The following is a 13897-nucleotide window of genomic DNA, read 5'->3' as shown; positions in this document are numbered from 1 at the left end:
GCGCCGGCTGCCGCCGTCACCGCACGGGCACCGCCAGGTACTGGTACTCCAGGAACTCGTCGATCCCGACCCTGCCCCCCTCACGGCCCAGCCCGGACTGCTTGACGCCCCCGAAGGGCGCGGCCGGGTTGGAGACGAGGCCGGTGTTGAGGCCGACCATGCCGACCTCCAAGCGTTCGCTGACGCTGAGGGCGCGGTCCAGGCCCTCGGTGAAGACGTAGCCGACAAGACCCCAGGGGGTGTCGTTGGCCCGGCGGATCACCTCGTCCTCGTCGTCGAAGGTGAGGATCGCCGCGACCGGGCCGAAGATCTCCGTGTCCATCAGGCGGCTGTCGGAGGCGACGTCCATGAGCACGGTCGGCGGGTAGAAGCAGCCCGCCCCTTCGGGTGTACGGCCGCCGACGAGCACCCGGGCGCCGCGCTCCACCGCATCGGCCACCAGTTCCTCGACCTTGGCCCGTCCGACCCGGTCGATCAGCGGGCCGACGTCGACACCGTCCCGGGTGCCGGGGCCCACGACCAGCGCGCCCATGCGCTCGGCCAGCCGCCGACCGAACTCCTCCGCCACGGAGCTGTGGACGAAGAAGCGGTTGGCAGCCGTGCACGCCTCGCCCATGTTGCGCATCTTGGCGACCATCGCGCCGTCGACCGCCTTGTCCAGGTCGGCGTCCTCGAAGACGATGAACGGCGCGTTCCCGCCCAGCTCCATCGAGGTCCGTACGACCGCCTCCGCGCTCTGCGCGAGCAGCAGCCGCCCGACTTGAGTCGAGCCGGTGAAGGAGAGCTTGCGAATCCGCCCGCCGCGCAGGAGCGGTTCGCACACCTCCCCCGCACGGGAGGTGGTGACGACGTTGAGCACGCCGTCCGGCAGCCCGGCCTCCTTGAGGATCGCGGCGAGAGCCAGGCTGGACAGCGGGGTCTGCGGGGCCGGCTTGAGGATCATCGTGCAGCCGGCGGCGATCGCCGGGCCGATCTTGCGCGTCCCCATGGCGAGGGGGAAGTTCCACGGGGTGATCAGCAGACAGGGGCCGACCGGGCGGCGCGAGAGCAGCATGCGGTTGCGGCCGTCGGGCAGGACGCCGTTGCCGCCCTCGACACGGACGGCCTCCTCGGAGAACCAGCGGAAGAACTCGGCCGCGTACGCCACCTCTCCCCTGGCCTCGGCCAGCGGCTTGCCCATCTCGGACGTCATCAAGTGGGCGAGTTCGTCGGTGCGGTCGAGGATGATCTCGTACGCCCGGCGCAGGATCTCGCTACGGGCCCGAGGCGCCGTACGGGCCCACTCCTCCTGAGCCTGGACGGCCGCGTCCTCGGCGAGCCTGGCGTCCTTGGCGCCCGCGTCGGCGACATGGCAGAGGATCTCACCGGTCGCCGGGTCGTCGACGGGCATGGTGGCGCCGTCCGCGGCGTCCACCCAGGCCCCGCCGATGAACAGCTGCGTGGGTGTGTCGGTCATGGGGTTCCTCCTGGTCGAGCGGCTTGATCGGCGGCGGGGTCGAGCAGTTCCGCCAGGTGCAGGGCGCGGATGCCCCGGTCACCGGCGAGGTGGTCGATCTGGGTGGCACAGCTGAAGCCGTCGGCCACGACCACGGTCTGCCCGTCCTGGTCGATGGCGTCGAGGCGTGGCTTCAGGGCCAGGTCGGCGACGGCCATCGAGGTGTCGTAGTGCTGCTCCTCGAAACCGAAGTTCCCGGCGAGTCCGCAGCAGCCCTCGGCCTCGTCGACCTTCCGTACGCCGAGACGGCCGAGCAGGTCGCGGGGGTGGCGGCCCTGGAAGGTGGCGTACTCGTGGCAGTGGGTCTGCAGGACGACGCTGTCCGGCAGTTCCGGTGGGGTCCAGTCCGGCGCGGCGAGGTCGGTCAGGGCGCCGGTGAGGGTGTGGACGCGGGCCGCGACGCGCTGGGCGGCTTCGGTGCCGAGCAGTTCGGGGACGTCACGCTTGAGGGCGGCGGCGCAGCTGGGTTCGGCGACGACGATGGGCCGGTCGTCGCCGTTGTCGAGGTGGGCGACCGTACGGGCCATGATGCGGCGGGCGGTGGACAGTTGCCCGGTGCTGACCCAGGTCAGGCCGCAGCACAGGCCGCCCTGGGCCGTGCAGGGGATGCCGGCGTCGGCGAGCACGCGACTCGCGGCGCCCGCGACCTCGGGGCGGAAGGCGCGGGTGAAGCTGTCGACGAAGAGCAGGGCCTTCGTCGGTACGTCCGTCTTCGCAGCCCGCAGGACCTCGCGCCGTGCGCGCCGGGAGGCGAAGGCCGGAATCCGGCGCTTCGTGGTCACGCCGCCGAGCCGGGCGAGCAGCTTGCCGACCGGTCCGCGCAGCAGCGCGTTGAGGGGGCGGGCGGCGTATCCGGCGAGGGCCGAGGTCAGCGGCAGCCAGCCCAGCGAGTAGTGGGAGCGGGGCCGGAGCCTGCCCTTGTAGTGCTGGTGCAGGAACTCCGCCTTGTACGTGGCCATGTCGACGCCGACCGGGCAGTCGCTGGAACACGCCTTGCAGGACAGGCACAGGTCGAGGGCGTCGCGCACCTCCGTCGAGCGCCAGCCGTCCTGGACCGTTCCGCCGCGCACCATCTCCTGGAGGAGGCGGGCCCGGCCCCGGGTGGAGTCGTTCTCCTCGCCCGTGGCCCGGTAGCTGGGACACATCACGCCGCCCGCGTCGCTGCGGCAGCGGCCGACGCCGACGCAGCGGCGTACGGCGCCGACGAAGCCCTCCTCGTCGTGCGGGAAGGTGAACGTCGTTTCCAGGAGCGGGAGTTGGCGCAGTGCCAGGTCGGCGTCGAGCGGGGCCGGGGCCACGATGACGCCGGGGTTGAGCAGCCCCTCCGGGTCGAAGATCTCCTTGAAGGCGGCGAACGTCCGGATCATGCGGTGGCTGTACATGATCTCCAGCAGCTCACCGCGCGCCCGCCCGTCGCCGTGTTCGCCGGACAGCGTGCCGCCGTGCTCGACGACCAGGGCGGCGGCTTCGGAGAGGAAGCGGCGGGTGGCGGCCCGGCCGGTGTCCGTGGCCAGGTCGAAGTCGATGCGTACGTGGACGCAGCCCGCGCCGAAGTGGCCGTACAGCACGCCGGTCAGGTCGTGGGAGGCCAGTAGTTTGCGGAAGTCCCGCAGGTAGGCGGCCAGGTTCTCGGGCGCGACCGCCGCGTCCTCCCAGCCGGGCCACGATTCGCCCCCGTCCACCAGGCGGGCGGCGAGCCCGGCTCCGTCCTCGCGGACCCGCCACAGCGAACGCCGCTCGGCGGCGCTCTCCACGACCCGTCCGCCGGTCATCCGGCCCTGCGCCTTGAGCACGTCCAGCAGTTCGGCGGCGCGGGCGTCGACCGCCGCCTGGTCGTCGCCGTCGAGCTCGACGTACAGCCAGGCGCGCCCCTCGGGGAGCCCGGTGACGGAGTCCGGTCCGCGCCGGGCGCGCATGGTGGCGACGATCGCCTCGTCCATGCCCTCCACCGCGGTGGGGTTCCAGCGCAGGATCTCCGGTACGTCCTCGGCGGCGTCGACGACATCGTCGTAGCCGAGGGTGAGCAGTGCCGACGCCGGTGCGGTCGCCACCAGGCGGACCGTCGCGGCGGTGACGACCGCGCAGGAGCCCTCGGTGCCGACCAGGGCGCGGGCCATGTCGAAGCCGTGCTCGGGCAGCAGGCGGTGCAGTTGGTAGCCGGAGACCTGGCGCGGGATGCGGCCCAACTCGGTGCGGATGGGCGCCAGGTTGGCGTCGATCAGGCGGTGTACGTCCGCTTCGAGGCGGGCGACCCGGTCTGCGTCCGCGGGGTCCACCGGACGCAGGCCCGTGCGGTCGGCGACGGCTCGCACGCCCTCGGCCGTCACGATCTCCAGTGCCTCGATGTGCGTGCTGGTACGCCCGTGCCGCACCGACCGGTTGCCGCACGCGTCGTTGCCGATCATGCCGCCGAGGGTGCAGCGGCTGTGGGAGGAGGGGTCGGGGCCGAAGGTGAACCCGTGCGGGGCGGTCGCGTCGCGGAGCGCGTCCAGGATCACTCCGGCCTCGACACGTGCGGTGCGCGCCACCGGGTCGATGTCCAGGATGCGGTTCATGTACCGGGAGAAGTCCAGGACCACGCCCGGTCCGACCGCGTTGCCCGCCATGCTCGTACCGCCACCGCGCGCGGTGACCGGGACGCCCGTCTCCCGGCAGGCCCGCGCCACCGCGACCACGTCCTCGGCGCTGCGGGGGAAGACCACGGCCCGTGGCGGGACCCGGTAGTTGGAGGCGTCGTAGGCGTAGAGGCCGGTGGCGCCGGGGCCGGTCTCCACCCGCAGGCCGGGAGCCGTCTCGGTGAGCCGGGCGGTCAGCCGCGCGAGGGTGTCGCTCATCGTGCCGCTGGTCCCGAGGTACCGACTTCCACCGCGGTCGCCCATGCCCGGAGGCCCTCGTCCACCGCCGCCTCGTCGATGACGAGCGCCGGGATCATGCGGACGACCTGGTTCCAGGCCCCGCACAGCAGCAGGAGCAGGCCCTCGTCGACGGCGGCGCGCTGCACGCGGGCGGCGGTGTCGGGGTCGGGGCCGCCGTCCTCGGTGACGAACTCGGTGGCCAGCATCAGCCCGAGACCCCGCACGTCGCCGACGCCCGGAGTCCGGTCGGCAACCGCCTCCAGACCGGCGCGCAGCCGCGCGCCCATCGCGTCGGCGTTCTCGACGAGCTTCTCGTCGCGTACGACGTCGAGAGTGGCGCAGGCAGCGGCGCAGGCGACGGCGTTGGCGCCGTACGTACCGCCCTGCGAGCCGGGCCACGCCTTGGTCATCAGTTCCTCGGAGGCGGCGATGCCGGACAGCGGGAAGCCGCTGGCCAGGCCCTTGGCGGTGACGAGGATGTCCGGGGTGACGCCGAAGTGGTCGTGGCCCCAGAAGCGGCCGGTGCGGCCGACGCCGGTCTGCACCTCGTCGAGGATGAGGAGGAAGCCGTGGCGGTCGGCGCGCTCCCGCAGGCCCTCCATGAAGGCGCGGTTCGCGGGGACGTATCCGCCCTCTCCGAGCACCGGCTCGACGATGATCGCGGCTGTGTCGGCGGGCGAGGAGATCGTCTGGAGGGTGTAGTCGAGCTCCTTCAGGGCGAAGCGGGTCGCGGTGTCCTCGTCCCAGCCGTAGCGGTAGGCCGTCGGGAAGGGGGTGACGACCACGCCGCTCATCAGCGGGGAGAAGCCGGAGCGGAAGCGGGTGCCGGACGTGGTCATGGCGGCGGCGGCGACCGTACGGCCGTGGAAGCCGCCGTGGCAGACGACGACATTGGGGCGGCCGGTGGCCTGGCGGGCCAGCCGGAGTGCGGCCTCGACCGCCTCGCTGCCGGAGTTGGTGAAGAACAGGCTGTCCAGGCCGGTCGGCAGTACCTCGCCGAGCTTCTCGACCAGTCGGCGGAGGGGCTGGTGCATGACCGTCGTGTACTGGCCGTGGATGAGCGTGCCGACCTGTTCCTGGGCCGCCGCCACGACCTTGGGGTGGCAGTGCCCGGTGCTGGTCACGCCGATGCCGGCGGTGAAGTCCAGGTAGCGGTGGCCGTCCTCGCCGTAGAGGTGGACGCCCTCGCCCCGGACCGCCGTCACGGGGGTGGCCTGGCGAAGGTGCGGCGACAGTGCGGTCATGTTCGTCTCCCGGCGGGTCGGCGGTCTGCTCCGGTCTTTCTGAGCATCTCCGTGGACCGGGGCGGGGCCAACGCGCGATCTGTCCGGCCGGGACGCGGTATCCGGACGTTGTGTCAGGCATACCGGGCCCTGTACCCCGCGCGCAGGTCCCGTCGCCGCCGTCTGCGGGCCCTTGCGCAGGTCAGCGGTGCTTGTCAGAGTGACAGGGCACGTCCCGAGCTCTCGGGGTCGCGAGCAGGGACCCCATGGAGGCACCGTGAGCGAGAACCACCACGCGGCTCCAGGGCCCGACACCTCCGTTCCGGGACCGCACATGGATGCCATCGGCCGCCCGCTCACCGTGGCCGACGTGCTGGCCCTGCCCGTCCTGGCGGCCGGACAGCCCCAGGTCGTCACCGGCCTGGCACGGCTCGACCGGCCCGTCCGCTGGGTCCACATCACCGAGCTGACCGACCCCGCCTCCTTCCTCAAGGGCGGTGAACTCGTCCTGACGACCGGCATGCCCCTGCCCGAGGAGCCGGCCGGCGTACGCCGCTACGTCGACGAACTCGCCGACGTCGGCGCGGCGGCCCTGGTCATCGAACTGGTCCGCCGCTACCACCGCCCGCCCGACGCCCTGGTCCACGCCTGCCGGGCGCGCGGTCTGCCCCTTGTCACCCTGGCCAAGGACGTCAACTTCCTGGAGGTCACCCAGGTCGTCCACGCGTTCATCCTCGGCAACCAGGCCGAGGTGATGCGGCGGACCCAGCGCGTCCACGAGGCGTTCACCGCCCTCACTCTGCGCGGCGCCGGACCCGAGGACGTCGTACGCGCCGCCGCCGAGATGAGCGGCCACACCGTCGTGCTGGAGAACCTGGTGCACCAGGCACTCGTCTGCGAGCCCTCCGGCGCCACGGTCGAGGCAGCGCTCACCGACTGGGAACAGCGCTCCCGGGCGACACCGCCCGCCGACCACACCACCGTCTCCGGCCCCGAGGGCTGGCTCGTGGCGCCCGTGGAGTACCAGGGCGAACGCTGGGGGCGGGTCGCCATGCTCCCGAGCCACGCCATGTCCCCGACCCCGACCCCGCTCGGCCCGGCCTCTCCGTCAGCCCTCGGCCCGTTCGGCCCCGAAGACGTCACCGTCCTGGAGAGAACCGCGATGGCCCTCACCATCGCCCGCCTCACCCACCCCACACCCTGGGAACGCACCGCGCACCGAGGCGTTCTGCGCGACCTCGTCGAACAGCGCCACCGCTCGCCCGCCGACGCCGAGGCCCAGGTCGCCGCGCTGGGCCTGCCCACCAGGGACTCCCGCTTCGTCGCGGTGCTCGCGGACGTCCGCCCCGAGGACGACACGGCGAAGGCCGAGGAACTCCTCTCCGAGGAGCTGAGGAAGAAGGGAACACAGGCCCTCGTCGGCCTCCTCGGACCGACCCGCCTCGGCATCCTGCTGTCCCTGCGTCCCGACCAGCCGTGGCGACCCGTCGTCGAACACCTCGGCCGCACCGCACTCGAACTGGTGCCGGGGACAACGGTGAGCGTGGGCAGCGAGGCGACCGGCCTCCCCGCCGTCGCCCGCTCCTTCCGCGAGGCGACCCGCGTCGCCGAAGCCACCGAGCCCGGCCGGCCGCTCCCGCTGGGACGCTCCTACCACGAGCGATCCGACATCGGCCTGCGCCGCCTCCTCTTCGCCCTCCGCGAAGACCCCCGGATCCAGGACTACGCCGAACGCCGGCTCGGCCGACTCGCCGACCACGACGCCCGCCACGGCACCGACCTGCTCACCACCCTGCGCCACTACCTGGACGCGGCAGGCAACAAGACGGTGGCCGCCCGCTCCGGCGGCCTGTCCCGCGAGACCGTCTACCAACGGCTGCGCACCATCGAGCGGATCCTCGACTGCGACCTCGAGTCGGGCGAACAGCGCACCGAACTCCACGTGGCACTCACAGCGCTCGATGTCCTACGGGTCGGGGACGCATGAAGGGCATCTGCGCAGGCCGGTGACCAGACCATCGGCTAGATTCCGAATTCTGGAATGCATTTTCCATTGATACCCACGGGTAGGGGTTTACTCACTGCGTCGGCTCGGTAGCGTGGGGTCGTCGCTGCCGCCGCACGCAGGGCGCCAGGTCCTGAAGAATCGCGGCGCGATGAGGATTCGATCTTGACTCAGGCGACTGTCGCCCCAGCCGAGACCTTCCAGCTCCAGCCCTATACCGACCAGTGCCGCGTCATCGCCGAAGAGGGCGCGCACGCGATCATCGGGGTCTCCCCCGGCAACAGCTACTTCTCGGCCCGGCGCCTCCATGACCTGGCGCGCTGGGCTGCGGCCCGGTTCGACCACGCGGACTTCGTCTATACCGACGTCCACGTGGCCGACATGTACCAGGCCCTCGGACACACGCCCGAACACGCCCGGCAGAAGGCGGTGAAGAACGTACGGGGCGTGCGCGCCAAGGTCTCCACCGCCTGCGCGGACGCGGACCCCGGGGGCAGCCGCCTGACGTGGCACCCCATGTCGGCCTTCCAGGGCAACGCCGCCTATCGGCGCCTCCACCACGAGGTCGTCCAGGCCGTGGAGAACGACCCGGCCGTACGCGAGACCTGCGACGCCCTGGCCGGCCTCTTTCTCGCCGGGAAACTCGGCCCCGACGGACAACCCACCGACGAGCAGCGGCAGGTGTGCCGGGACTACGTGTGCGCCGAAGTCCCCCTGTTCATCGACACCCCCGCCATCCTCGGTGTCCCGTCGTCGCTGAACTGCTACCACCAGGCCCTGCCGCTCGCCGACCTGCTCTACGCACGGGGATACGGCCTGCGCGCCTCCCGCAACCAGGGCCACGGCATCCTCAAGCCCGCCGAAGGAGAAGCACGTTGATCACCGCCACGACCGAGACGCTCCCCGCGTTCCCCTTCGACTGGAACGGCACCCGCCTGCCCGAGGACGTCGAGGCCCTGCGCGCCACGCCCGTGACGAAGGTCCGCACGATCGCCGGTGCCGAGGCGTGGCTGGTCTCCTCGTATCGGCTGTGCAAGCAGGTGCTGGAAGACGACCGGTTCTCCCTCAAGGACACCTCCGCGCCGGGCGCTCCCCGTCAGTACGCCCTGACGATCCCGCCCGAGGTGGTGAACAACATGGGCAACATCACCGGCGCCGGGCTGCGCAAGGCGGTGATGAAGGCCATCAACCCCAAGGCCCCCGGCCTTGAGGAGTGGATGCGGCGCGAGGCCGGCCGGCTGGTGGACGGGCTCCTCACCGAGGGGGCACCGGCTGAACTGCGCGGCGGTTTCGCCGACCCGTACTCCGCCGGGATGCACTGCCACATCCTCGGTGTTCCGCGGGAGGATGCGGCGTTGCTGCTGCGCAGCCTGGACGTGGCGTTCATGAACTCGCCCCGGGAGATAGAGGCCGCGAAGCTCAACTGGGACCGCGACATCGCCTACATGACCGGCCGCCTCGACGACCCGGCCACGACGGGCCTGATGGGCGATCTCGCGAAACTGCGGGGCACCGAGGAATACGCCCATGTCACGGACGAGATGTTCGCCACGGTCGGCGTCACCCTCTTCGGCGCGGGCGTCATCTCCACCTCGGGATTCCTCACCATGGCCCTCGTCTCGCTGCTGACCCGCGACGACGTCCGCCACGCACTCACCACCAGCGGCGTCCCGGTGGCGGACGCGATGGACGAACTCCTGCGGATCAACCTGTCCATCGGCGACGGCCTGCCCCGACTCGCCCTGGAAGACGTCCGGTTGGGCGATGTGGAGGTGAAGAAGGGGGAGCTGGTCCTGGTCCTCGTCGAGGGCGCGAATCACGACCCCGCGCATTTCCCCGATCCGCACCGGTTCCGACCCGGCCGGGAAGGCGCCGCCGATCACCTCTCCTTCGGCGGCGGAGCGCACTACTGCCCCGCCACGGCCCTCGGAAAGAAACACGCGGAAATCGCACTGCACACACTGCTGGAACGGCTTCCGGGCCTACGGCTCGCCGTACCGGCCGAACAGCTCGTATGGCGCACCAACTTCATGAAGCGCCTGCCCGAACGGCTGCCCGTCGCCTGGTAACCGTCGGCAACCGGGAACGTGAAGCCTCCACCGGCCTAGCGCCGGTGGGGGCTTCACACGTCCGGATCAGCAGCGCCCCGAAGGGGCGCGGGGAACTGCGCGACCAGCCACGACGGCGCCGCACACTAAAGACGACTGCCGACGTAGTCCGCCAAGTGCTCGCCGGTAAGCGTGGACCGCGCGGCGACGAGGTCAGCCGGCGTGCCCTCGAAGACGATCCGGCCGCCATCGTGCCCAGCGCCCGGGCCGAGGTCGATGATCCAGTCGGCGTGCGCCATGACGGCCTGGTGGTGCTCTACGACGATGACGGACTTGCCGGAGTCGACGAGCCGGTCCAGCAGGCCGAGCAACTGCTCGACGTCGGCGAGGTGGAGGCCGCTGGTCGGCTCGTCGAGGATGTAGACGCTGTCCGTCCCCGCCATCTGGGCGGCCAGCTTGAGGCGTTGCCGTTCGCCGCCGGACAGGGTGGTGAGCGGCTGGCCGAGCGTGAGGTAGCCGAGCCCGACGTCGGCGAGCCGGTGGAGGACGGTGTGCGCGGCCGGGGTGCGTGCCGCGCCGCTGCGGAAGAACTCCTCGGCCTCGGTCACCGGCATCGCCAGCACCTCACTGATGTCCCACCCGCCGAGCCGGTGCTCAAGGACCGACGCCTGGAACCGCTTCCCCTCGCACTCCTCGCAGGTCGTGGCGGTACCGGCCATGATCGCCAGGTCGGTGTAGATCACGCCGGCGCCCTTGCAATGGGGGCAGGCGCCCTCGGAGTTGGGGCTGAACAGCGCCGGCTTCACGCCGTTGGCCTTCGCGAACGCCTTGCGGACCGGGTCGAGCAGTCCGGTGTACGTCGCCGGGTTGCTGCGCCGGGAACCCCGGATGGCCCCCTGGTCCACCGTCACCACCCCGTCCCGTCCGGCCACCGAGCCATGGATCAGCGAACTCTTGCCCGAGCCGGCGACCCCGGTGACCACGGTGAGCACGCCGAGCGGGATGTCCACGTCGACGTCGCGCAGGTTGTGGGCCGTCGCGCCGCGCACCTCCAGCACACCGGACGGCCTGCGCACCGACGGCTTCACCGAGGCGCGATCGTCCAGGTGCCGTCCGGTGAGCGTGCCGCCGGCCCGCAGCCCTTCCACCGTGCCCTCGAAGACCACCTCGCCGCCGGCCGCACCGGCCGTCGGACCGAGGTCGACGACATGGTCGGCGATCGCGATCACCTCAGGCTTGTGTTCCACGACCAGCACGGTGTTGCCCTTGTCGCGCAGTTGGAGCAGCAGGTTGTTCATGCGCTGGATGTCGTGTGGGTGCAGGCCGACGGTGGGTTCGTCGAAGACATAGGTGACGTCGGTGAGCGCGGAGCCGAGGTGGCGGATCATCTTGGTGCGCTGGGCCTCGCCGCCCGAGAGCGTGCCCGACGCCCGGTCGAGCGAGAGATAGCCGAGCCCGATCGCGACGAACGAGTCGAGGGTCTCGCCGAGCGCCTTGAGCAGCGTCGCCGCCGAAGGCTCGTCGAGGCCACGGACCCATGCGGCCAGATCGCTGATCTGCATCGCACAGGCGTCGGCGATGCTGATCCCGTCGATCTTCGCGGAGCGGGTGGTTTCGCTGAGCCGGGTGCCGTGGCACGCGGGACAGACGGAGAACGTCACCGCCCGGTCCACGAAAGCACGGATGTGCGGCTGCAGTGTCTCCCTGTCCTTGGACAGGAACGCCTTCCGGACCCGCGCGATCAGGCCCTCGTATGTGGTGTTGAGCCCCTTCACCTTCACCTTGACCGGGTCCCGGTGCAGGAAGTCGTGCAGCTCTTCGCCGGTGTAGTCGCGGATCGGCTTGTGCGGGTCGAGGAAACCGGATTCGGTGAACGACTGCACCACCCAGCTCTCCGTCTTCCACCCCGGAACGGTGATCGCTCCGCCGGCGAGCGACTGGGAGGCGTCGTAGAGCCGGGCGGGATCGACGTCGGAAACGGTTCCCGTGCCCTCGCAGCGCGGACACATCCCGCCGACCACGCTGATGGCCTTCTCGATCCGTTTCCCGTTCACCACCATCGTGCCCGACGCCTCGGCCGAGGCGATGTTGAAGGAGAACGCCTGCTGCGAGCCGATGTACGGCTGGGCGAGCCGGCTGAACAGGATGCGCAGCAACGCGCCCGCGTCGGTGGCGGTGCCGACCGTGGAGCGGATATGCGCGCCCATCGGCTGCTGGTCGACGATGATCGCGGTCGTCAGTCCGTCGAGGACGTCGACGTCGGGCCGCCCCAGTACGGGCATGAAGCCCTGTACGAAAGCGCTGTACGTCTCGTTGATCAGCCGCTGCGACTCCGCGGCGATCGTGTCGAACACCAGCGAGCTCTTGCCCGAGCCGGAGACACCGGTGAACACCGTCAGCCGCCGCTTGGGGATCTCGATGTCGACGTTCTTGAGGTTGTTCTCGCGCGCGCCGTGCACGCGGATCAGGTCGTGGCTGTCGGCGATGTGCGATGACGTGGTGCTGAGTTCCTGAACTTCCCTGGTCATGCCCCTTAATCGTATATCTGCAACACCCATTGGGACTTTCCCCGAAGACCCCAAGGACGCGTGCGCTAAAGTCTCAACCGTGGATCGTCTGCGCCCCGTCGACCTCGCCCGCGAGCACGGCATCTCGACCCAGGCGGTCCGCAACTACGAGCGCGACGGCTGCATCCCGCTCGCCGAGCGCACCCCGTCCGGCTACCGGACCTACACCGAGGCGCATGCGGCGGCCCTCCGCGCCTACCTCGCGCTCGTCACGGCGCACGGTTACGCCGTGAGCGGGCAGATCATGAGGTCACTCAACGCGGGCGAACTCGACGCCGCGCTGACGGCAGTGGACCGCAGTCACGCCCAACTGCTGCGCGACCGGGAAACCCTGGACGCGGTCGCCCGGGCCGTGGAGCACCTGACCACCGGCCCGGACACCGCCTCGCACACCCCCGTGGCCACCGAACCCCTCAGCGTCGGCGAGCTGGCGCACCGCCTGGGCGTCACCGCGGCGACCCTCCGCAACTGGGAAGTCGCGGGCATCCTCGCCCCCGACCGCGAGCCCGTCACCGGATACCGCGCCTACGGCGCCGCCGACATCCGCGACGCCGAGCTCGCCCACCTCCTCAGGCGGGGCGGCTATCCGCTGGACCACATCTCCACCGTGGTCCAGCAGATCCGCACCGCCGGCGGCACCCAGGCCCTGTCCGCCGCCCTCGACGACTGGCGGCGCAGACTCACCGCCCGGGGACTCGCGATGCTCGACGCCGCCGCTCGACTCGCTCAGTACATGGCGCTCCTCAGCAAATCGGGCGGTTCGGCAGCGCCCTGAAGGGGCGCGGGGAACTGCGCGACCAGCCACGACGGCGCCGCAGACGAAAGACTGCACATCGCGGCACTCGTAGCGGAGCGCTCAGCTCGGGCTGACCGGCGTGAGAACCACGAAGTCCGCGTTCGCCGGGTCGAGGCAGACCGCCAGCCGGCCGACGCCCTCCGCGTCCTCCGGACCCATCTGCACGCTGCCGCCGTTCTCGGTGACCTTGGCGACCGCGGCGTCACAGTCGGCGACGGCGAACACCGGGTGCCAGTACGGCCGTCCGTCCGCCAGGGCGAGGTTCTCCTTGGGAAGTTCCATGACGCCGCCGTGCATACGCTCCTCGGGCAGCCCCGCGGGGGTGATGAGGGAGTACGTGCCTCCGCCGCCCGGCAGTTCCATGTCACTGAACTGCCAGCCGAAGACACCGCCGTAGAACTCCTTCGCCGCCGCGGCGTCGCTCGTGTACAGCTCGGTCCAGGACAGCGAGCCCGGCTCGTCCACCAGCTCGACGCCCTTGTTCGTGCCCGGCTGCCAGACGGCGAACTGGCCGCCCAGCGGATCGCTGTACTGCGCCATCCGGCCCCACTCGTCGAGGTCCATGGGCGCGACCCGCACCGTGCCGCCCGCGCTCTGCACGGCCTGGGTGGTGGCGTCCGCGTCGGCGACGCTGTGGTAGATCATCCAGGCCGAGCGCGCGCCCTCCTCGGTGAGCTTGCCGAGTCCGGCGACGATCTTGCCGTCCTTCCGGAACATCCCGCCTTCCATGTCCTCGCCTTCCCCCATGGACTCGTAGTCCCAGCCGAGCACGGCGCTGTAGAAGGCCGCGGCGGCCGGGACATCGGGGGCACCGAGGTCGAGCCAACAGGGTGAGCCTGGGACGAAATCTGTGGTGATCACGGTGATTCCCTTTCGCAGAACCTGTGTGACCCCAGCGTGACATCCGT

The 13897-nt window shown here is 71.3% G+C and carries 9 protein-coding genes; 4 read left to right on the top strand and 5 right to left on the bottom strand.

Annotated features, from left to right (window positions below):
* Positions 1-16: 16 nt before the first annotated feature.
* The 3 genes from ACTWQO_RS14955 to ACTWQO_RS14945 are packed head-to-tail and all read right to left on the bottom strand — an operon-like array spanning position 17 to position 5594.
* The gene (locus ACTWQO_RS14955) at positions 17-1456 is read right to left on the bottom strand and encodes an NAD-dependent succinate-semialdehyde dehydrogenase (RefSeq protein ID WP_443237793.1); all 1440 of its coding nucleotides are present in this window, start codon (positions 1454-1456) and stop codon (positions 17-19) included.
* A complete protein-coding gene (locus ACTWQO_RS14950) occupies positions 1453-4329 on the bottom strand; it encodes an FAD-binding and (Fe-S)-binding domain-containing protein (RefSeq protein WP_443237792.1) in 2877 nt (958 codons plus the stop codon). Before ACTWQO_RS14950 ends, ACTWQO_RS14955 begins: the two co-directional genes overlap by 4 nt.
* A complete protein-coding gene (locus ACTWQO_RS14945; RefSeq protein WP_443237791.1) occupies positions 4326-5594 on the bottom strand; it encodes an aspartate aminotransferase family protein in 1269 nt (422 codons plus the stop codon). The genes ACTWQO_RS14950 and ACTWQO_RS14945 overlap by 4 nt, the downstream gene beginning before the upstream one ends.
* Before the next feature lie 256 nt (positions 5595-5850).
* Between ACTWQO_RS14945 and ACTWQO_RS14940 the strand changes: the two genes are divergently transcribed.
* From ACTWQO_RS14940 to ACTWQO_RS14930, 3 genes are all read left to right on the top strand, one after another.
* Complete coding sequence (locus ACTWQO_RS14940) at positions 5851-7560, top strand: PucR family transcriptional regulator (protein ID WP_443237790.1); 1710 nt, start codon at positions 5851-5853, stop codon at positions 7558-7560.
* 183 nt (positions 7561-7743) lie between these two features.
* The gene (locus ACTWQO_RS14935; protein WP_443237789.1) at positions 7744-8457 is read left to right on the top strand and encodes a tRNA-dependent cyclodipeptide synthase; all 714 of its coding nucleotides are present in this window, start codon (positions 7744-7746) and stop codon (positions 8455-8457) included.
* Positions 8454-9647 (top strand): cytochrome P450, encoded by a 1194-nt coding sequence (locus ACTWQO_RS14930; RefSeq protein WP_443237788.1) that lies wholly within the window; start codon positions 8454-8456, stop codon positions 9645-9647. Before ACTWQO_RS14935 ends, ACTWQO_RS14930 begins: the two co-directional genes overlap by 4 nt.
* Positions 9648-9772: 125 nt before the next feature.
* Here the strand turns inward: ACTWQO_RS14930 and ACTWQO_RS14925 are convergent, their stop codons facing one another.
* Positions 9773-12154, bottom strand: a complete 2382-nt coding sequence (locus ACTWQO_RS14925) for an ATP-binding cassette domain-containing protein (RefSeq protein WP_443237787.1) — start codon at positions 12152-12154, stop codon at positions 9773-9775.
* 79 nt (positions 12155-12233) lie between these two features.
* On the opposite strand from ACTWQO_RS14925, the gene ACTWQO_RS14920 reads away from it, so the two are divergent.
* A complete protein-coding gene (locus tag ACTWQO_RS14920) occupies positions 12234-12968 on the top strand; it encodes a TioE family transcriptional regulator (protein ID WP_443237786.1) in 735 nt (244 codons plus the stop codon).
* 81 nt (positions 12969-13049) lie between these two features.
* Here the strand turns inward: ACTWQO_RS14920 and ACTWQO_RS14915 are convergent, their stop codons facing one another.
* Positions 13050-13850, bottom strand: coding sequence for a VOC family protein (locus tag ACTWQO_RS14915; protein WP_443237785.1), 801 nt, complete (start codon positions 13848-13850; stop codon positions 13050-13052).
* Positions 13851-13897: the final 47 nt, after the last annotated feature.

This window comes from Streptomyces sp. 4N124 (assembly GCF_052245395.1).
GTDB lineage: Bacteria > Actinomycetota > Actinomycetes > Streptomycetales > Streptomycetaceae > Streptomyces.
The sequence above is the reverse complement of the archived record's forward strand: the minus strand, read 5'-3'. Positions and strand labels throughout refer to the sequence as shown.

Excerpts from the sequence above, each read along its gene's own strand:
- ACTWQO_RS14955 (WP_443237793.1), bottom strand. The coding sequence starts at position 1,456 with ATGACCGACACACCCACGCAGCTGTTCATCGGCGGGGCCTGGGTGGAC.
- ACTWQO_RS14950 (WP_443237792.1), bottom strand. The coding sequence starts at position 4,329 with ATGAGCGACACCCTCGCGCGGCTGACCGCCCGGCTCACCGAGACGGCT.
- ACTWQO_RS14945 (WP_443237791.1), bottom strand. The coding sequence starts at position 5,594 with ATGACCGCACTGTCGCCGCACCTTCGCCAGGCCACCCCCGTGACGGCG.
- ACTWQO_RS14925 (WP_443237787.1), bottom strand. The coding sequence starts at position 12,154 with ATGACCAGGGAAGTTCAGGAACTCAGCACCACGTCATCGCACATCGCC.